Source organism: Idiomarina sp. H2 (genome assembly GCF_004364275.1).
Classification (GTDB): Bacteria; Pseudomonadota; Gammaproteobacteria; order Enterobacterales; family Alteromonadaceae; genus Idiomarina; species Idiomarina loihiensis.
Window position 1 is genome coordinate 250,976 of record NZ_SNZY01000005.1, and the last position, 18,285, is coordinate 269,260.

Annotated in this window: 16 protein-coding genes; 8 read left to right on the top strand and 8 right to left on the bottom strand. The window is 46.1% G+C overall.

Annotated features, from left to right (window positions below):
- Positions 1–3: 3 nt before the first annotated feature.
- Together DET62_RS08715 and DET62_RS08720 are read right to left on the bottom strand one after the other, a co-directional pair.
- Entirely contained in the window at positions 4–2,556 is a 2,553-nt protein-coding gene (locus tag DET62_RS08715) for an EAL domain-containing protein (RefSeq protein WP_110014164.1), read from the bottom strand.
- A gap of 155 nt (positions 2,557–2,711) precedes the next feature.
- Positions 2,712–2,966 carry a DUF4282 domain-containing protein gene (locus DET62_RS08720; protein WP_110014165.1) on the bottom strand — a complete coding sequence of 85 codons (255 nt, stop codon included), beginning with the start codon at positions 2,964–2,966 and terminating at the stop codon, positions 2,712–2,714.
- Between the two features lie 255 nt (positions 2,967–3,221).
- Here DET62_RS08720 and DET62_RS08725 point away from each other — a divergent pair, with 255 nt between their 5' ends.
- Entirely contained in the window at positions 3,222–4,220 is a 999-nt protein-coding gene (locus DET62_RS08725) for an NADP-dependent oxidoreductase (protein ID WP_110014166.1), read from the top strand.
- Positions 4,221–4,246: 26 nt separating this feature from the next.
- On the opposite strand, the gene DET62_RS08730 is transcribed toward DET62_RS08725, so the two are convergent.
- Positions 4,247–4,843, bottom strand: a complete 597-nt coding sequence (locus DET62_RS08730; protein ID WP_110014167.1) for a response regulator transcription factor — start codon at positions 4,841–4,843, stop codon at positions 4,247–4,249.
- Entirely contained in the window at positions 4,840–5,922 is a 1,083-nt protein-coding gene (locus DET62_RS08735; protein WP_110014168.1) for a sensor histidine kinase, read from the bottom strand. The genes DET62_RS08730 and DET62_RS08735 overlap by 4 nt, the downstream gene beginning before the upstream one ends.
- Positions 5,923–6,078: 156 nt before the next feature.
- Between DET62_RS08735 and DET62_RS08740 the strand changes: the two genes are divergently transcribed.
- The 3 genes from DET62_RS08740 to DET62_RS08750 are packed head-to-tail and all read left to right on the top strand — an operon-like array spanning position 6,079 to position 8,807.
- Positions 6,079–6,804, top strand: a complete 726-nt coding sequence (locus DET62_RS08740; protein WP_110014169.1) for an ABC transporter ATP-binding protein — start codon at positions 6,079–6,081, stop codon at positions 6,802–6,804.
- A complete protein-coding gene (locus DET62_RS08745; RefSeq protein WP_110014170.1) occupies positions 6,797–7,534 on the top strand; it encodes an ABC transporter permease in 738 nt (245 codons plus the stop codon). Before DET62_RS08740 ends, DET62_RS08745 begins: the two co-directional genes overlap by 8 nt.
- Before the next feature lie 13 nt (positions 7,535–7,547).
- Positions 7,548–8,807 carry an amidohydrolase family protein gene (locus DET62_RS08750; protein WP_110014171.1) on the top strand — a complete coding sequence of 420 codons (1,260 nt, stop codon included), beginning with the start codon at positions 7,548–7,550 and terminating at the stop codon, positions 8,805–8,807.
- Here the strand turns inward: DET62_RS08750 and DET62_RS08755 are convergent.
- The 3 genes from DET62_RS08755 to DET62_RS08770 form a co-directional block, all read right to left on the bottom strand.
- Positions 8,775–10,580 carry a hypothetical protein gene (locus tag DET62_RS08755; RefSeq protein WP_110014172.1) on the bottom strand — a complete coding sequence of 602 codons (1,806 nt, stop codon included), beginning with the start codon at positions 10,578–10,580 and terminating at the stop codon, positions 8,775–8,777. The genes DET62_RS08750 and DET62_RS08755 overlap by 33 nt on opposite strands.
- A gap of 481 nt (positions 10,581–11,061) precedes the next feature.
- Entirely contained in the window at positions 11,062–11,526 is a 465-nt protein-coding gene (gene ybaK, locus DET62_RS08765) for a Cys-tRNA(Pro) deacylase (protein ID WP_110014174.1), read from the bottom strand.
- A gap of 9 nt (positions 11,527–11,535) precedes the next feature.
- The gene (locus DET62_RS08770) at positions 11,536–11,958 is read right to left on the bottom strand and encodes a DUF3617 family protein (RefSeq protein WP_110014175.1); all 423 of its coding nucleotides are present in this window, start codon (positions 11,956–11,958) and stop codon (positions 11,536–11,538) included.
- Positions 11,959–12,165: 207 nt separating this feature from the next.
- Between DET62_RS08770 and DET62_RS08775 the strand changes: the two genes are divergently transcribed.
- Positions 12,166–12,897 (top strand): FadR/GntR family transcriptional regulator, encoded by a 732-nt coding sequence (locus DET62_RS08775; protein ID WP_110014176.1) that lies wholly within the window; start codon positions 12,166–12,168, stop codon positions 12,895–12,897.
- Positions 12,898–12,899: 2 nt separating this feature from the next.
- On the opposite strand, the gene araD1 is transcribed toward DET62_RS08775, so the two are convergent.
- Positions 12,900–13,895 carry an AraD1 family protein gene (gene araD1, locus DET62_RS08780; protein ID WP_110014177.1) on the bottom strand — a complete coding sequence of 332 codons (996 nt, stop codon included), beginning with the start codon at positions 13,893–13,895 and terminating at the stop codon, positions 12,900–12,902.
- Between the two features lie 193 nt (positions 13,896–14,088).
- Between araD1 and DET62_RS08785 the strand changes: the two genes are divergently transcribed.
- From DET62_RS08785 to DET62_RS08795, 3 genes are read left to right on the top strand one after another with little or no spacing between them, the layout of a single operon-like run.
- A complete protein-coding gene (locus DET62_RS08785; protein WP_110014178.1) occupies positions 14,089–15,828 on the top strand; it encodes an IlvD/Edd family dehydratase in 1,740 nt (579 codons plus the stop codon).
- 11 nt (positions 15,829–15,839) lie between these two features.
- A complete protein-coding gene (locus DET62_RS08790) occupies positions 15,840–16,622 on the top strand; it encodes an SDR family oxidoreductase (protein WP_110014179.1) in 783 nt (260 codons plus the stop codon).
- A 58-nt stretch (positions 16,623–16,680) separates the two neighbouring features.
- The gene (locus DET62_RS08795) at positions 16,681–18,282 is read left to right on the top strand and encodes an aldehyde dehydrogenase (NADP(+)) (protein ID WP_110014180.1); all 1,602 of its coding nucleotides are present in this window, start codon (positions 16,681–16,683) and stop codon (positions 18,280–18,282) included.
- Positions 18,283–18,285 lie beyond the last annotated feature (3 nt).

The window sequence follows — 18,285 nt, forward strand, 5'->3', positions numbered from 1 at the left end:
TACTTAAACTCGCTCATCAGAAATCCAAAAATCGCTTGGTTCTGGTCTGGCAAAATAGTAACCCTGAAAACAAAAACACCCCATTTCCTGTAGTTTATGCAAGTGCTCCTCCGTTTCGACGCCTTCCGCGATAATGGCTAAATCAAGACTTTTGCCCAGTGCTATAACGGTTCTTACTATAGCTTCATCGCTGTTACCGTTTTTCATGTCTCGCACAAAAGATTGATCTATCTTCAACGAATTTAAGGGTAACCGCTTCAAATAACCCAAAGAGGCGTAACCGGTACCAAAGTCATCCAGCGCAAAGGTCACTCCTAAGCGTTTTAGCCTTTCCATATTCGCTGCTGTGTTTTCAATATCATCAATAAGTAAACTCTCGGTTACTTCCAGCTCAAGCAACTCTCCGGAAATACCCGCCGCCGTTAACCGGGCTTCAATATCTTCTACAAAACCGGGGTACTTAAACTGACTGGCACTGACGTTTATCGCGACACGAGCGCCTTTATCACTTAAATCGTGTGGTAATTGGGGAATTGCTGCCAATACCTGGTTCAACACCAACCGATGCAAGTCGGGCATGAGCCCCTGACTTTCAGCTAACGGAATAAACTCTGCAGGAGACACCCAGCCCAGTTCTTCGTCGTGCCAGCGGAGTAAAGCTTCAAACCCCAAACAACACAGGCTGGCTTCATCCGTTAACTGTTGGTACTGCGGCTGCAAATACACTTCCAGTGATTCTGTCGTTATTGCCTGTCGTAATCCGGCTATCATCTGTTGTCGATAATTAAACTCGCGCTGTATGCCCGTATTAAAAAATTGCAGCTTTGATGCCTTGGTCTCTTTTGCCTGCGACAGTGCCAAGTCAGCTCCCTGAAGTAGATCGCCAGTGTTTTGCGCATCGGAAAACAAAGTGACACCCATACTGACTGATACCGACTCCGTTTTTTCACCTAATTGATAGGGCTCACTTAAACGCTCTACCAATACCTGAAGGCGCTGGCGCAAATTCTTGTCTTCCAGCAGATTAGTACCGCTTTTACTCTTTAACAGCACCATAAATTCATCCGCCCCCAGACGGCCGGCAATTTCAGTCTGAAGCAGCTCAGACTCCAGCCTCTGGCCAAATAAAACCAGCAACTCGTCTCCTGCGTCATGGCTTACGCTGTCATTAACTTTCTTGAACTGGTCAATATCCAGCATTGCCAGCACACCATCATCTCCGCCATTCAGGTAACGATAAAACTCGTCTTTTAAACGCTCCAGCATGAACCGTCGATTTGCCAGGCCGGTTAAAGGATCGAAGTACGCAAGAGACTGAATTTCCTCTTTCATACTCTGATATTCTGAAATATCTGTCGAAATTCCGCATAAACCAATAACATTTCTATTGGTATCATATAACGGTACTTTTACAGACCAAAAATGAAGTGGCTTTTTTTCGCCGGGCAGAGTATTCACTTCCCCCTGAGCAGCTCGCTTACCGCTTTTTATCACTTTGTTGTCGAAAGCTTTAAGCGTATCGGCGGTGCTTTTATCAAATAAATCGTAGTCGGTTCTGCCAATGACGCTATCAAGGTTTAACTTAAACAGTTTTAAAACCTGCTGGTTCGCGTACTGATACTTAAGTTCTTTATCTTTAATAAAAATATAAGCTTCAACGCTGTCTAAAATAGTATTCAAACGATACTTACTTTCGGCCAGCGCTTTTGTTTTTTCGGCAACCTTGCGACGCAGAAGCAGATTAAACCCAACAACAGTCGAGAACAGTAAAGCCAGTACCGCAATTAACCACCAAACGTAAACAGGAATTGTTAAACGACTTTGGCCTGAACTCCAGCGTTCAATAATTTCATAATAAACGGAGTTTTCATCGGCTTTTAAACGCTTTAGTTCTCTGTCGAGAGTTGTCAGAATATCTGAATGAAAGCCTTTAGGAACAGCAAAGAACACCTCATTCGGAAGAAACATGATGGGAGTCATTTCAATGTCATATTCTGCCACCTGCTTATCACCAAAAAGCTGATCTGCCGAAGTGGCGTTGACCTTTCCTGCAACAACCGCATCAAACCCTTCAGCAAGGCTCTGCACCGGATAAAGCTCACTGTTTAGATCAAAATTCTCAATTAATTGTTTTAGATACTCTTCCTGAACAGAGTCCCGCAGTACCGCCACACGTTTGTTGTTCAAATCTAAAAGGTTAGTAATCTTCTCTTCTTTCGGCGCATAAAGCTGTGACCAACTCAATAAAGCTGGCTCATTATGAAAACTAGCCCAAGTCTCTCTTTCATCGTTTTTCACGACATCCGGGAAAATATCAATTCGCCCTTCGCGCAAAAGCTTTAAGCATTGATCCCAGTCACATTCTACCGGCACCAGTTGCCAGTTGTGGCGCTGTGCAATAGTCATAAGGATCTGGCCATGAATACCGCTTAACTGGCCGTATTCATCGAACATGATTTTAGGTGGGTTGTCGTAAACCCCCACTTTCAGTGTTACATCCTGAGCCATTGACTCCGAAGCAAGTAGCAACAAAGCAATAGCAAGAAGGTTTCGCAAGAGGGTGACACCTGATGTTAGTGAGTTGTATAACCCTAGAATAGGCTCATTTGAGTCCTGAGAAAAGACCTAAAATAAAAGGCCCTCCAACAGGAGGGCCGCGCAACTGATGAAATGCTTCACTAAGAAGTGTTGCATCTCTTTATTTCTATCACTTACTTCTTACGGAGATCCTGCAGAGCCTCGTTCATTTTAAACAGAACAATAAGCAGCTCACACCAAATTCTGGCGCCAAGTGCCCCACCGGCGGCAGCAAGTAACCCCATAATAAAGCTACCAAAGGTAAAACCTTCGTATCCGGCAAACATAGTACTTATGCCACCAATGACCGCGGCCAAAAGCAGAATCCAGTATACGAAAGTAATAATCTTCGGCGTCAGCATATTGTTAAAAAATAGAACGTCTTTCATTTTTATCTCCTTGTTATATAGGCGTAAACAGTTTTTATAGTAAGAAAAGAATAAGCCGACAGAGTTTACGCAATGCCTGATATCCCTTTCAGAACAACAACTATCTATTTGATGTTAATCGACTTAGGTAAAGTTAACAATATCCGGCAACTACTGTTTACAAAAGAATGTGATAAATCTCACAGGGTTGACCTTTCATTAACCGACTGTAGTAACCATATAGATTTAAACGCAACCTAATAAAGAGGGAACTATATGACGACTTATAAAGCCATAAAACTAATTAAGCGCCCGGAACCGGGCCCTGTCTCCGCGGACATTTTTGAAGTAACAGAAAAAGAGCTTCCAAAAGCAGGCTCCGGTGAAATATTGATTAAACAACGGCAAATGTCGCTTGATCCAGCCATGTTTGGCTGGATGAGTCCCGATACCGAGAGCTACATACCACCGGTTGAATTAAACACGGTAATGCGCAGCTCGGGTGTTGGCGAGGTTGTCGAGAGTAACCATCCTGACTTTGAAGTCGGCGACCGGGTTATGGGCATGATGGGCTGGCAGGAATATGCACTGAGCGACGGTAAAGGTATTAACAAGGTTCAGGCCGACGTACCTGACGAAACTGTACTCTCAGTATTTGCCTTACCCGGGTTAACTGCTACGCAAGGGTTACTTAATGTAGGTAAACCTAAAAATGGAGAAACCATCGTAGTAACAGGCGCTGCAGGTTCAGTCGGCTCAATTGTCGGTCAGATAGCAAAAGCCGAAGGCCTTAACGTGATAGGTGTTGTCGGGAGTGACGAAAAAGCCAACTGGATAGTCAACGAACTTGGTTTTGACGGCGCGATTAATTATAAAACTGATGATTTGCGCGACCAACTGACTAAGCTGACTCCTGATGGCGTAGATTTATACTTTGAAAATACCGGCGGCCCCATTCAAAACCTGGTGGTTGAACGTATGAACGCGCACGGTCGTGTGGTGGTTTGCGGCATGATAGCCGACTACGATAAAGAAGTGCCCAGCCCCGGACCAAGCTGGGTGCCTGTTATTAAAAAGCGCCTGACAATTCAGGGCTTTACCATGCCAGATCACTTCGACCAAATTCCAAGCTTGCTGCAACAACTGACGCCTTACGTTATGTCCGGCAAAATAAAACACCGTTCGCATATTCTTGAAGGGCTGGAATCAGCCATTGAGGGACTGAACATGTTCTTTACCGGCGACAATAAAGGTAAGTTGATTGTGAAGCTTTAAGCCTTTTATAAAAGGCGTATAGCTTATTACAACCAGCCTTTTTGATGAGCGATGCGAGCAGCCTCAGTCCGGTTGCTCGCATGCAGTTTATTGATTGCCTCAGAAAGGTAATTTCGAGCCGTACCTGGAGCAATGAATAACTGTTCTGCGATGGCTTGAGTGCTTAACCCCTGACTTGCCAGACGTAGTGCCTTACGCTCTTTTTCTGTCAACGGGTCACGCTCTCCAAGAGCCTGAAGAAGAAGATCATTACTTATCACTTGCTCACCCAGACATACCCGTTGCAACGACGCGATCAGTTCATTAATCGGCGCATCTTTTAGTAGAAAACCACGGACACCGGAGTCAATAGCTCGCTTAATATAACCGGCACGGTTAAAGGTGGTGATAATAACCGAACTAAGGTTTGGTTGTTGCTGCTGCGCCCACTGGACAAGCTCAAGGCCGGAAAGGTTAGGCATTTCAATATCGCTCAGCAATACATCGTAATCAGCTTCTTGTAATTTTTTCTGAGCATCAACGCCATCCACGGCTTCATCGACGTGATAATCAGACTCCAGTCGCAACAGACTTGCCAGCGCAGTTCTCACCATGGTTTGATCTTCAGCTAAGAGAATTTTCATGGCTGTTGCTCTGCGAGTTTTGGTAAGAAGAGAGCCACCTCACACCCTTTGTTTGTTGAGATGGACATGGAGCCGCCAAGCTCCTGTATTCTCAGCTCAACGCCGCTCAAACCATTGCCCACACTCACGTCATGACAACGACCATTATCCACAACTTTAATACAGTAAGTGTTTGCTGTTTCATCAAAATGAATCAAACATTGTTGACCATTGCTGTGACGAATAATATTGGTTACCAATTCGGTTATTGCTAACACCAGTGAGGTTTCCCGTTGCTCATCTATTATCGGCGGTGTACCGGTTACCCGAGTACTGAAGCCTCCGTCAGTCAAACGCTGCTCAAGCCGTCTCAGCTCAAGATGTAACCCACCATGCTTGTACCCAGAAACACTTTGCCGCACCTGCGAAAGGGATTCACGAGCAATTTCACTCAGCTCTACTAACTGCTCAGAAGCTTCATCGTAACGCTGCTTAGAAAGTTGCGCCTTGGCGAGATCCGATTTCAAAATAATACTCGAAAGCGTGTGACCCAAAATGTCGTGCAAGTCCCTTGCTATCCTCTCTCGTTCAACACTGGTTGCTAAACGCTCAATCTCTTCAGCATCACGTTCATGCTCTTCAGCGTGTTGTTGCCTGAGTCGTTCAACCCGGCCAAAAATAGAGACAGTAACGACAATGACGATGCCATAAGGCAAAAAGAGATCCCAACTGGTTCCAGGACCAAAATGGAATGCGGCTAAGGTAAGAATGATGCCGGTAACAGCCGCGAGCGCGAGCCTCCAGTTATAAGCAAAACCAACAAAAAATCCCGCGTAACTAAAAAGAGCAATAGACCCGGGGTTTAACGGTGTCACTGCACAAGCAATAATGTACATGCCAAGGATTGACCACAGCATTTTCTCCCGCGGCACCGAATAGCAATAATAATAAAGACCAATAAAAACCAGCATCGCCGCCACCATGACGGCAATTTCCCAAACCGGATACGGGAAAAGCACCATCGGTAAAATATAGAAACCGAGGTTAAAAAGGTAAATCCACGCATGTTTTTGTTCGCGTGTTCGCTGCTTATCTGACATATCGCCACTCTTTGCTATTTACCATTTTTATTATGGCCGCTACGAAGCAAGCACACCAGTGACAAATGTCATGCCTAATTGGTGACATACGCAACTATCGGCTCAAAGGCTGGCTGAATAGACTTATTAACAACAGATAACTAACAAAGGCCGCCCATGAGTCAGATAAACCTTAAAGTACAGTCGCTTAATAAACACTATGGCGCAAAAGCGGCGCTGACCAATGTCAGCCTTAATGCCTATGCGGGTGAAGTCATTGCCGTACTTGGAAAAAACGGAGCAGGCAAAACAACCTTAATTAACAGCATACTTGGCATGCATGATTATGAGGCTCAGCATTTAGAAATTCTGGGGACTCAACTCAATAGTCAGCATAGACCGTTAACCATCCGTCAGCGTGTTGGGGTCATGATGCAGCTTGGTACCTTAAACGCCAACTTAACCGTCGCTGAACAACTGGATTTATTTTGTAGTTATTATCCGTCAGGCGCCACTCCGGAATTTTTACTGGAGGAGTTTGATTTAACCGACATTGCTAAGCAACGCTTCGGGAAGTTATCAGGGGGCCAGCGTCAGCAAGTTCTGTTTGCCATCGCGATGGCTGGAAACCCCGATTTACTTTTTCTTGATGAGCCTACCGTAGGTATGGATGTTGAAGCGCGCCACTTGCTTTGGGAGCAGATAAAAAAACGCCGACAGCATGGCTGCGCTTTAGTACTAACCACTCATTACATTGAAGAAGCAGAGCGACTTGCCGATCGTGTTGCTGTCTTGCAGGACGGACAAATTATTGCACAGGGTTCAGTCAACGAGGTTATCTCCGATCACGATTCTCTGGAGTCAGCTTACTTACACCTTATTCGGGAGCCCACTCATGCTTAATTCGGCCATTTATTTAAAAGAAAGCCTCTACGACTTACTTAGCTTGTGGCGCACCCCGGCATTCTTTTTACCTGCCATGCTTTTTCCACTCGTGTTTTACGTGTTCTTCGGTATTGTCTTTAACTTTAGCGCCGCACAAGGCGAGTATATGCTGGTTTCATACGCCTGTTTTGGCATGATGGGTCCAGCATTATTTAACTACGCAACCGCTGTTGCTAGCGACAGGGCACAAGGCTGGCTTACACTGAAGCGCATTTCGCCCATGCCTCTTTCTGCATATGTGGTTGCTAAGTTCTCTAGTAGTTTAGTTTTTGCAGCCTGCATTGCCTTACTGTTGTTTATTACGGCAGCACTTTTTGCCGACGTGCAATTATGGCTATGGCAGTGGAGTCTACTGTTCATTGTTCTGTTAGTAGGAACCCTACCATTTGCCTTAACTGGGTTACTCATGGGTCTGTGCCTGTCTGACAAAGCGGCCCCTGCTGTCGTCAACTTAGTTTATTTACCCATGGCGTTTTTATCCGGTCTATGGGTGCCAATTCAGTTTTTACCAGACACCGTTCGCTACATCGCTTATGGGCTTCCATCGTATCACTATTCTCAACTGGCACATGCCGTTATCGGTACGAATCAAGGCCATAACTTATGGCTACACGGGATCTATCTTGTCGCTTTTTGTGGCGTATTAATCGCTGTCATTTATTGGCGTTATCAGCGACTTTCTCGTTAAAAGGTTTAGATAAATGAAGATTAAAATTATCGCAGCACTTTTTGTAGTCGTTATTGCTTTGATCATTCTCTCGCTGCCAACACCCCGGGAAGAAAGCGCCAAAACCAGTAACAGTTTTATCCTGGGCCCGGTGAATATTTTTGACGGGGAAACCATCTCAAAAGCTGCTTATGTTGAAGTACGCGATGGGTATATCAAAGACTTGCACATGGAACGACCGGACAGTCAGTTACGGAAAATAGATGGACAAAACCGCTGGCTCGCTCCCGGACTCATCGATGCACACGTGCATGCCTGGGGCGATGCATTAGAACAAAATCTTGAACGAGGCGTAACCACCGTTATTGATATGTTTGGTCATCCAAACTTCCTACGGCAACATCAACCCCAGAGGGCAACAACGAAGTTTAGCCGTAAGGCTGATATTTTTGGTGCCGGATTATTAATAACGGCACCGAATGGGCACGGGACACAGTATGGTATTGAGGTATCTACACTTTCCAAACCTCAAGAGGCCGAAAAACTGATAAAACAACGTATTAATGCAGGCTCAGATTTCATCAAGATAGTGTATACCCGCACCGGTTCAGCCTACGCACATGCACCATCTATTTCAAAGCAGGGTCTGCAGGCAGCTATTAAGGCTGCGCATGAACAAGACTACTTAGCCGTTGTTCACATTGCCGATCATGGTTCTGCGCTCGATGCCGTTGAAGCCGGAGCCGATGGCTTGGTACACAGTTTTTTTGACCAGCCTGTTTCTGACGAACTGCTCACCCTTCTAAAAATCAACGGTGTGTTTGTAATTCCAACAATGACAGTTTATGAGGGGATGCTGCGCGGCTCCATCAATGATGAAATTCTACTGAATAACGAGACGCTAGAAATAAGTGCCAGCGCAAAATCGACACTCAATCGTAACTTTCCTAACGGCGGCCGATTTCCTGAACACTTCTACACCAACTTACTCACCAATACAAAACGTATGCACAATGCTGGTATTCCTATTTTGGCTGGTAGCGATGCTCCCAACCCTAATACAGCTCATGGCTGGTCATTATTAGTTGAACTGCTTCTTTTCCAGGAGGCAGGCATGCCAACTGAAACCATTTTAAAGTCAGCTACATCAAAACCCGCGGATGCTTTCTCACTAGCAGATCGAGGCCGCATTAGAGAAGGAATGAAAGCTGACTTTTTACTGCTTCAAAAATCGCCTTATAAGGATCTGAAAAGCATTAAATTAAAGCTCAAGATCCAATTCAAAATCTACTGATTTAGTTTCACCCTTATACCAAATTTCAAAGCTTTCCGGATGACCATAAAAATAATAGACATCTACTGGCTTGCCATCTTGGCGCGGTAAACTTAGTGTACTTATCTCAGCTAAGTAACCCTGAGAGTCTTTGGCAAAAACGTGATTGCGCCGTTGCACCAACCGCGACTCAACGTCCTCAATTTCTCTTGGCGTAAACTCCGCATAATCAACAATTAGCTTGTTTCCTTCGATATTCACGCCTGTCGGGAGGTCATTTTTTGCGTAGTTCTCTTTAATGATATTGGGCGCGGTTAACACCGATATATTTGCTTTCACGCGCGTTGGCGGCGCACTGAAAAGTTCAGGATCATATTCCAGCCGACTAACGGTGAAGCGAAAAGCGCTGTTCTTGTCATCAATTTCCGTTACCGGTTCACCGTCGGCGTCAAAAAACTGCACGTCGCTACTGTACGCTATATCGTAACGATCAAAAATATGAATAAATAAGTCACTTTGCACTGTCGGATAATGCAAAAACACTTGCTTCGGATGCTTTATTCCCGGGTCATATGTAATATTTCGCTGACGAATTTCAATTTCGTCGTGCATTGCTTCTGCGCTCAAATCCACATAGCTGGCATTCACCTCTGAATCGCCGTTGTATATCGGTAATGTTGTCTTAACCGTCGGTAATTCATCGAAATCAATCTGCTTCGCTGGAGCTTTTTGTGCAAACGAATATACGGGTAATTCAAATATCTGCTTAACTTCTTTTCGTGACTCGCCACCGGCTAATATCGTTACTTCGGCAGTCTCAACCGGACCATGAAACGCAAACGCACTATAAAGCGTCGAGCTCTCATCTTCGGCCATACTCTCATTTAAATCATTAAGAGCTTTCTTTGCCTCGGATTTATTGAGGTTACCGTTTGCGGCCTTATCAATTAGTTCTCCTAACAGAGACTCCACGCGCTCATAGTTTTTCATCGGAACCCTGTCAGTAATACGATTCCGGATATATCGTCCGTTCTTAGCTTTCGCTTCGCCAATAATATCCAGCTTACTCAAAGTCGTTTGAGGGTTCGTTTTAACATGGACTTCAATGACATAAGAATAGTCATTCATTTCAACTAGGGTGACTCTGTAACCATCTTTATCTTGAGCTTTCCCAACATCATCTGCGGTTAACTCAAACTGAATTAGCTTCTCCGGTAAGTCAGTAGAGAACTCTCCCTTAATCGCTGTTGGCTGCGGCGCGCTCTTATTTTCCAGAGCTGGCACACAATAAACTTCACCCCGGCGGACAATATCTCTAGTTTCCATTTCCCCTTTTGTAAAGTCCGGAATACGGAGCTTTTCGCCATTATCCAGTAGCAACGCATCAAGCTTCAGTTCGTTAGCAAAAGGAAAGGAAAAGCCTTTGCGCAAAGCAAAACCGTGCCCGTCTGAGTATCTCCTACACTCCATGAAATCCATACGTTTCACTGCCAGGAGACTGCTCAGGAAGGCAGCACTCATTGCCTGGTAATCATTATAGTCGCTCAAACGCGCCAGCACAGAAGTCGAATACTCAATTTCGTAAGGCTTCATATCTAATGAGAGTGATTCCATCACTTCATAATAATTAGACTCTTCTTCCATCCATAAGAACTTAGCCAATGCTTTGTCATCAAGAGTACGGAGTTGCTTATAGCGTGCGTTATTGAGTTGTTTTCGCTGCTCTATCTGTTGCTGCATAGAGATCTTTTCCTTTGGTTCAGCGTCTACTTGCCAAAGCAATGTTGCTAACATTACGGCGACACCGACTCCTTTCATGCCTATGCTTTTCATCCGCTTATTGTTCCCTAACCACCAACGCTTTTTAAAGTGTACCGAAATATATGAAGCCTCATCTATTTTTACAGAACTTTAACGCTGCCAAGTAAGTGGCTTAACCCGCCAAAAACCGCAGTACACTCATTACTGCGCTGTACGCAATTGAAGCTATGGATTTAGCGCGTCGAGGCCGGAGTAGCTCAGAAATAACAATGTTCCCGCCCTGCTCCAACTTTGCGCGCCAGAAAATAAAAGAAATCACCTTTAAAGAATGGGTGCTATTGGAAATAACGATATTTGAGCGGATAAGTGGCAACAGCAGCAGAGAGCGGCTGTATATCACATCGTTTCCATCAGAAATTTTAAACCGGCTGGTCAGACGATCATAAGATACCAATATTCGCGTATCGCCCACCTGATGGCTTTGCTGCTGAATCCTTTTGAATACGCTGTTCCATTAAGTAATATTAACAAACTCCCCGCTCACCATAGTTTTTAAATCCTCGGGATTCAACTCCATATCTAAGCCCCGGCGCCCGGCGCTTATAAATACGGTGGGGTTATAAGTTGCAGAGGTATCAATTATGGTTCTGAGCTGCTTTTTCTGGCCAAGCGGACTAACGCCTCCCAGAACATAACCCGTAGCACGTTCGACATCACGTTTAGTCGCCATTGCAGCCTTCTTTGCCCCCAAAGCTTTTGCTATCAACTTAAGGCTTAACCGTGATGAAACCGGAATGATGCCGACAGCCAGTTCTTTACCATCAAGGCTTACAACCACGGTTTTGAATACTTGCTCCTGCGGAACGGCCAACTTCTCGGCAGCTTCGTCACCATAAGACTCACTGGCCGGGTCATGGGAATACTCATGTACCTTAAAAGAAACCTTATTCTTTCTGGCAACATCAATTGCGGGAGTCATTGCATCCTCTTATTGCTTGCACTCCGACGATACCCAGGAAGCTTCTCGATAGGTGGTTACTGAGCTATCGTTAGTGGTTGTAACCTCACTGGAATAATGTTCGTTGCTGTGCACCGTAATCAATGCATCGACTTCCGTAGTGCGCCCACCGGCTTCGCACGACGCCGCAACTTCAATTTTATCTCCATCCCGGGAGATATCCATATCCTTACACCCGGTCTCATTCCAACGTTTGCGCATAGTAGCGACCATATCGCTACCTTCCTCAGCTGTGAGACACTCCTGCGAGCTTTGTTCTCGCGTAAGCTGCTTAGGAATACCCTCTCCTTCCATTGAAGAAGTAATTTCCCATAAGCCCGGTTTCAGGTCATTAGCCAAAACCGAGGAAGAGCAGGCTAAAAGCAGCATGCCTGATAATAAAAGCCGTGACATAATTTTCTCCTTTAAGTGGGCGCACACGCCCGTTAGTCATTTTTTGGATAAAGCTTAGAATATTTAGACTAACTTGCATGCATCGCACCAGCTTTAGGCACAAAAATTACACTTATTTACACTCACTATTTCATGCGGGTTACGCTTACAGAGAAAAAACGCTAATATGAACAAATTCGCACCATCATCACATGCAAGGGAAGACACATGAAAAGCGCAACCCGAAACAGACCACAAAGTATCCACTCATGGGTTGCTCAGGAACTGGGCTCTCGAATCGTGGGTGGCGTCTATTTGCCTGGTCAGTATATCCCGAATGAAAATGACATTGGTGAAGAGCTTGGCGTATCGCGCACAGCACTGCGTGAAGCCTTTAAGCTGTTAACCGCGAAAGGATTAATCGAATCCCGTCCAAAACTGGGCACCAGAGTCCGCCCCCGTAAAAACTGGAACATGTTTGACGCGGAAGTTTTGCGCTGGTGTTTTAGCAGCAACCCGGACACTAAGTTTTACATGTCGCTGTATGAAATGCGGGAAATTATCGAGCCTAATGCGGCCAGTCTGGCGGCAATGCACCGCACTGATGACCAGTTAGCGGCATTAACTGAAGCATACAAGGCAATGGAAGAAGCTCAAATTGGTACTGACGCTGTATACAAAAGCGATTTAGAGTTCCACTTAGCCTTACTGGAAGCCACTAATAACGAGTTTATGGCTTCGTTAGGCGTAACCATTGAAACGGCTCTGGAAAATTCATTTCGCTTAAGCAGTGCTATAGCGGAAGAGTATGTCGATTCACTACCCGGTCACAAGGCAGTGTTCATGGCCATTAAAGAGCAGAATCCGGTAGTCGCACGGGAAGAAATGCAGACACTTTTAGTCAACGCCAGGCATGCTCTGGAGCACACACTGGCGGAACTGCACAAAACACCGGTTTAAGGTTACAGCTTGGTAACCTTTTGAATCGGGCTTTGTTTTTCTATCTGCAGTTTATTGCGCAACGGTTTACCAAAGGTATCCGCCGCAATTTCAAAGACATCACCCGCCTGAGTGCTAATTCCGTCACCGAAACTTAACGTTGCTGTGCCATAAAAGTGCATATGCGCGTCACCCGGTTGGCGGAAAATAGGATACTTAAAGTGGTGGTTCTCCAGGTTCTCAATAGTGTGAGACATATTCTCTTCACCACTCAAAAACTCTTTTTCCCACAATACTTCGTTGTCGCGGATAATGCGCGAATAGCCTTTGATATTCGCCGGTAAATCGCCGATGAGAATTTCAGGTCCAATTGAGCATTGGCGCAATTTAGAGTGGGCTAATAACAGGTAGTTTTCTTTTTCCGTAATATGGTCAGAAAATTCGTTACCCAATGCAAAACCAATGCGGTGCGGTTGGCCGTCTCTATCATTTATATATAAGCCTGCAATTTCTGGTTCTTCGCCAGCGTCCAGAGCAAAATGCGGAGAAGTCAGGGCCTGGCCTGGCGCAACCACGATACTGCCATCACCTTTGTAGAACCATTCCGGCTGAGCGCCCTGCTCACCAGATTTCGGCTTGCCGTTTTGTACTCCGGCTTTAAACATTTTCATAGAGTCCGTCAGTTCGGCGTTTGAACTGTCCGAGCCTTGTGCATGCATATTTGCGCGCGTGTCAGCACTGCCTAAATGCGTCAGACCTGTGCCAGTTACGAACAGATGCGCAGGGTCTTCATGATGAAACGGGCTGAGTAAGCGGTTCTCGTTAATTAATTCAACGTAAGAAATTTGCTCATCGCTTTGCAGTTTTTCTATTAACGACTCTAAACCGGTTTTCTCCTGCAGAGCTTTTTCCGCAAGCTCATAAACACTGACAACTTCCTTTAAAGGGTGAATATGCTCACCGTTAACGACACCGGCCTGTTGCTTGCCAGCCTCTGTGACGTATTGAATCAGACGCATTAGATAGGCTCCTGCTATGAATTTATACTACAAAATTTAAAAAGTAATACTATATTACCTTTTAGGCTTGAGCAATGATCGAGCCCGCTATAAATTTTGGTTAATGCTGTACAGAATTGAGTCAGCGATTGACATTCGAAGGAAGAATCGCGACCATAACGTAGTATTGTATTACTAATTAACAGGTGTAGCCTTGAACAACGACGACAAAAATAAATCTAAACTGCGCTCCGCCCAATGGTTTGGGACCGCAGACAAAAACGGTTTTATGTATCGTAGCTGGATGAAAAACCAGGGAATTCCTGATCATCACTTTGACAACAAGCCGGTTATTGGAATTTGTAACACATGGTCGGAACTGACCCCTTGTAACGCGCATTTTCGCGACTTAGCCGACCGTGTTAAGAACGGCATTCGCGAAGCGGGTGGTATTCCGGTGGAATTTCCCGTGTTTTCTAACGGTGAGTCAAACCTACGACCAACGGCTATGTTAACTCGCAACCTGGCGGCCATGGACACAGAAGAAGCGATTCGCGGCAACCCAATTGACGGTGTCGTTCTGATGGTCGGCTGCGATAAGACCACGCCAGCCTTGTTAATGGGTGCAGCGAGTTGCGACCTACCAACAATTGTAGTCAGCGGCGGGCCGATGCTTAACGGTAAGCACCATGGTAAAGATGTAGGCTCAGGCACCCTTGTATGGAAAATGCACGAAGAATACAAAGCCGGCAATATTTCTCTACAAGAATTTATGGATGCCGAAGCCAGCATGTCTCGTTCGGCCGGTACCTGTAACACGATGGGCACGGCTTCTACTATGGCTTCTATGGCAGAGTCACTAGGCGTGAGCCTGCCGCATAACGCCGCTATTCCAGCGGTGGATTCGCGGAGATACGTATTAGCTCATATGTCGGGCATGCGCGCTGTGGAAATGGTTCATGAAGACCTGAAACTGTCTAAAGTGTTAACCCGCGACGCGTTCTTAAATGCGATTAAAACCAATGCTGCAATCGGCGGGTCAACCAATGCGGTGATTCACCTTAAAGCCATCGCTGGCCGTATGGGCGTCGATCTGGATTTGGATGACTGGCTGGAAGGCAAAGAAGTTCCGACTATTGTTAACTTGCAGCCCTCGGGTCGCTACCTGATGGAAGACTTCTATTACTCCGGCGGACTACCGGTTGTGCTGCGCCGTTTAGGTGAGGAAGGCATACTGACCAAAGACGCTTTAACAGTTAATGGCAAATCTATCTGGAAAAACGTAGAGGAAGCGCCTTGCTATAACGATGATGTCATCCGTACCTTTGACGAGCCTTTACTGAAACATGGCGGAATCTGCGTATTACGCGGTAATCTGGCGCCACGTGGCGCGGTACTTAAGCCGTCGGCGGCAAGCCCTCATCTAATGAAGCATCGCGGTAAAGCCGTGGTCTTTGAGAGCTTCGAAGATTATAAAGCACGTATTGCCGATCCAGATCTGGATATTGATGAAAACAGCGTCATGGTGCTCAAAAACTGTGGGCCGAAAGGTTACCCGGGAATGGCAGAAGTCGGAAACATGGGTTTACCTCCTAAAGTTCTGAAAAAAGGGGTAAAAGACATGGTTCGAATATCTGATGCCCGCATGAGTGGCACAGCATTTGGTACGGTCGTGCTGCACGTTGCTCCCGAGGCGATGGAACTTGGTCCTCTGGCTGCGGTCGAGGAAGGCGATTACATTCAATTAGATGCGGATGCCGGAGTTCTTCAGTTAGAGGTCAGTGACGAAGAATTGAAAGCACGTCTGGAGAAACTGAAAGCAACTCAGGTAATCGCAAAATCTGGCGGTTATTTAGAAATTTACCGGGAACGGGTGCTACAAGCCGATGAAGGCTGTGACCTGGACTTTCTGGTGGGTTGCCGTGGTGCCGCAGTACCAAAACATTCACATTAAACAGGTGTTCAATGGCAGAACAAAAGACATTAACGAATCAATATCCTAGCCTCAGAGGCCGTACGGTATTTATCACCGGCGGCGGCTCTGGTATTGGCGCGGCATTAGTAGAAGCGTTTGTCGCGCAGGGAAGCCAAGTGGCTTTCGTCGACATTCTGGAAGATGAATCAAAAGCGCTGGTCGAGAAAGTTAATGAAAATTCAAGCTCAGGTAAGGCACATTTTTACCCGTGTAACCTGGTTGATATTGAGCACTTACGCCAAGTTGTTGAGCAAGTCAAAAGTGAACTTGGTGCCATTGGCGTACTGATAAACAACGCTGCCAGTGATACCCGTCACGACTTCCGTGATGTGACCCCGGAATACTGGGATGAACGCATGCATATTAATCTGCGTCCGCAGTTCTTTGCAGCACAGGCAGTGTACTCGCAAATGAAAGAACTGGGTGGCGGTTCCATCATTAACTTTGGCTCAATGAGCTGGCACGAAAGTCAGGGCAATATGCCTGGGTATACCAGTGCAAAGTCGGCCGTACTGGGCCTGACCCGAGGCCTGGCCCGTGATATGGGCGAGGATAATATCCGGGTCAATACACTAACCCCGGGATGGGTTATGACTGAACGTCAATTATCTTTGTGGGTTACAGAAGAAACCAAAAAAGACATTGCTAAAAACCAATGCATTAATGCACCACTAATGCCCGAAAGCATCGCAGCAATGGCGTTATTTTTAGCGTCAGACGATAGCAGCATGTGTACTGCTCAAGACTTTATTGTCGATGCCGGGTGGGTGTAACAGGATATTTCGGGTCGCGCGCCGCGCGGCAGAGTACCTTTAAGTAACAGGATATATTATGACTATTACAGGTAAACAACTTATTCAAGGCGAATGGCAAGCAGGCAAAGGTGCCTCTTACCAGGCGGTCAATCCAGCTACAGGTGAAGCGCTGGAGCCAACAATAAACCATGCTGACGGCAGTCAGGTTGACGCAGCGGTTGAAGGCGCAGCGAAAGCGGCTCCTGTCTACGCAGCAACGACACTGAAGCAACGCGGCGAATTTTTACAAGCTTGTGCCGATGAAATTATGGCTTTAGGCGATGAATTATTAGATCGTTTAAAAGCTGAAACCGGCTACCCGCAGGCTCGTGTTGAAGGCGAGCGCGGTCGTACGTGCAACCAGTTAAAACTCTTCGCTAACACCATTCAAAGTGGCGAGTTCCTGGATGCGCGTATTGATAAAGCAATGCCGGATCGTCAGCCTATGCCACGCGCTGACATTCGCTTTTATAAACAAGCGCTTGGTCCAGTCGCTGTGTTTGGTGCTTCTAACTTTCCAATGGCCTTCTCTACTGCCGGCGGTGACACAGCGTCCGCATTAGCGGCAGGTTGTCCGGTTATTGTTAAAGGCCACAACTCTCACGCTGGCTCAGCAGAATTAGTTGCACAGGCAGTACAAAAAGCGGCTGACAAATGCCAAATGCCGAAAGGTACGTTCTCGTACGTAACGGGCCCTGGCAAAGATGTCGGCGCGGCATTAGTCAAAGCAGAACAAGTTAAAGCCGTTGGCTTTACCGGCTCTCACTCTGGCGGTATGGCGCTATACAAACTGGCCAGCGAACGTAAAAACCCAATTCCGGTATTTGCCGAAATGGGCAGCATTAACCCCATTGTTGTCTTACCAGAAGCATTAAAAAACTCAGCACAAAGCATTGCTGAAGGCTTTGTCGGTTCGCTAACACTGGGCGTGGGTCAGTTCTGTGTAAACCCAGGCTTGGTATTAGGTATTGAAGGCGATGAGCTGGATACCTTTATTGATTCTACTGCCAAAGCATTAGCTGATGTAAACGCTGGCGTTATGCTGAATCAAGGCATTGCTGAAACTTATCAGTCGGGTCGTCAAAAGCTGTCAGGCCAGCCAGGTGTTAAATCAGTTGCAACAGGCCAGCCAGTAAAAGAAGGTGAAAAAGGTTTCTGTGGACAGGCTGAATTATTTACGGTTTCAGCATCAGATTTTGTCAAAAACCCAGAGCTTCAGGCAGAAAACTTCGGCCCCAGCTCTTTAGTCATTAAATGTAAAAATGCTGAAGAACTGAATACAGTTGTCAGTCATTTAGGCGGCCAGCTAACCGGCACACTGCAGGCTACAGAAAGCGAACTGAAGAACTACTCTGAACTGCTAAGCCTGTTACAGGATAAAGTGGGTCGTATGGTTGTGAATAACTTCCCTACTGGCGTAGAAGTTTGTGACGCAATGATGCACGGTGGTCCTTCTCCGGCATCAACAGACAGCCGCTTTACTTCTGTCGGTACGAAAGCAATTGACCGTTTTGTACGTCCTATTTGCTTCCAGAACTATCCGCATGACTTACTGCCGGACGCTCTGAAGAACGAAAACCCATGGGGCATCAGCCGTTGGATAAATGGCGAACGCACTAACAAGGCTGTTGAGAACTAAGCC

Excerpts from the sequence above, each read along its gene's own strand:
- DET62_RS08720 (WP_110014165.1), bottom strand. The coding sequence starts at position 2,966 with ATGAAAGACGTTCTATTTTTTAACAATATGCTGACGCCGAAGATTATT.
- DET62_RS08725 (WP_110014166.1), top strand. The coding sequence starts at position 3,222 with ATGACGACTTATAAAGCCATAAAACTAATTAAGCGCCCGGAACCGGGC.
- DET62_RS08730 (WP_110014167.1), bottom strand. The coding sequence starts at position 4,843 with ATGAAAATTCTCTTAGCTGAAGATCAAACCATGGTGAGAACTGCGCTG.
- DET62_RS08735 (WP_110014168.1), bottom strand. The coding sequence starts at position 5,922 with ATGTCAGATAAGCAGCGAACACGCGAACAAAAACATGCGTGGATTTAC.
- DET62_RS08740 (WP_110014169.1), top strand. The coding sequence starts at position 6,079 with ATGAGTCAGATAAACCTTAAAGTACAGTCGCTTAATAAACACTATGGC.
- DET62_RS08745 (WP_110014170.1), top strand. The coding sequence starts at position 6,797 with ATGCTTAATTCGGCCATTTATTTAAAAGAAAGCCTCTACGACTTACTT.
- DET62_RS08750 (WP_110014171.1), top strand. The coding sequence starts at position 7,548 with ATGAAGATTAAAATTATCGCAGCACTTTTTGTAGTCGTTATTGCTTTG.
- DET62_RS08755 (WP_110014172.1), bottom strand. The coding sequence starts at position 10,580 with ATGTTAGCAACATTGCTTTGGCAAGTAGACGCTGAACCAAAGGAAAAG.
- ybaK (WP_110014174.1), bottom strand. The coding sequence starts at position 11,526 with ATGACTCCCGCAATTGATGTTGCCAGAAAGAATAAGGTTTCTTTTAAG.
- DET62_RS08770 (WP_110014175.1), bottom strand. The coding sequence starts at position 11,958 with ATGTCACGGCTTTTATTATCAGGCATGCTGCTTTTAGCCTGCTCTTCC.
- DET62_RS08775 (WP_110014176.1), top strand. The coding sequence starts at position 12,166 with ATGAAAAGCGCAACCCGAAACAGACCACAAAGTATCCACTCATGGGTT.
- araD1 (WP_110014177.1), bottom strand. The coding sequence starts at position 13,895 with ATGCGTCTGATTCAATACGTCACAGAGGCTGGCAAGCAACAGGCCGGT.
- DET62_RS08790 (WP_110014179.1), top strand. The coding sequence starts at position 15,840 with ATGGCAGAACAAAAGACATTAACGAATCAATATCCTAGCCTCAGAGGC.
- DET62_RS08795 (WP_110014180.1), top strand. The coding sequence starts at position 16,681 with ATGACTATTACAGGTAAACAACTTATTCAAGGCGAATGGCAAGCAGGC.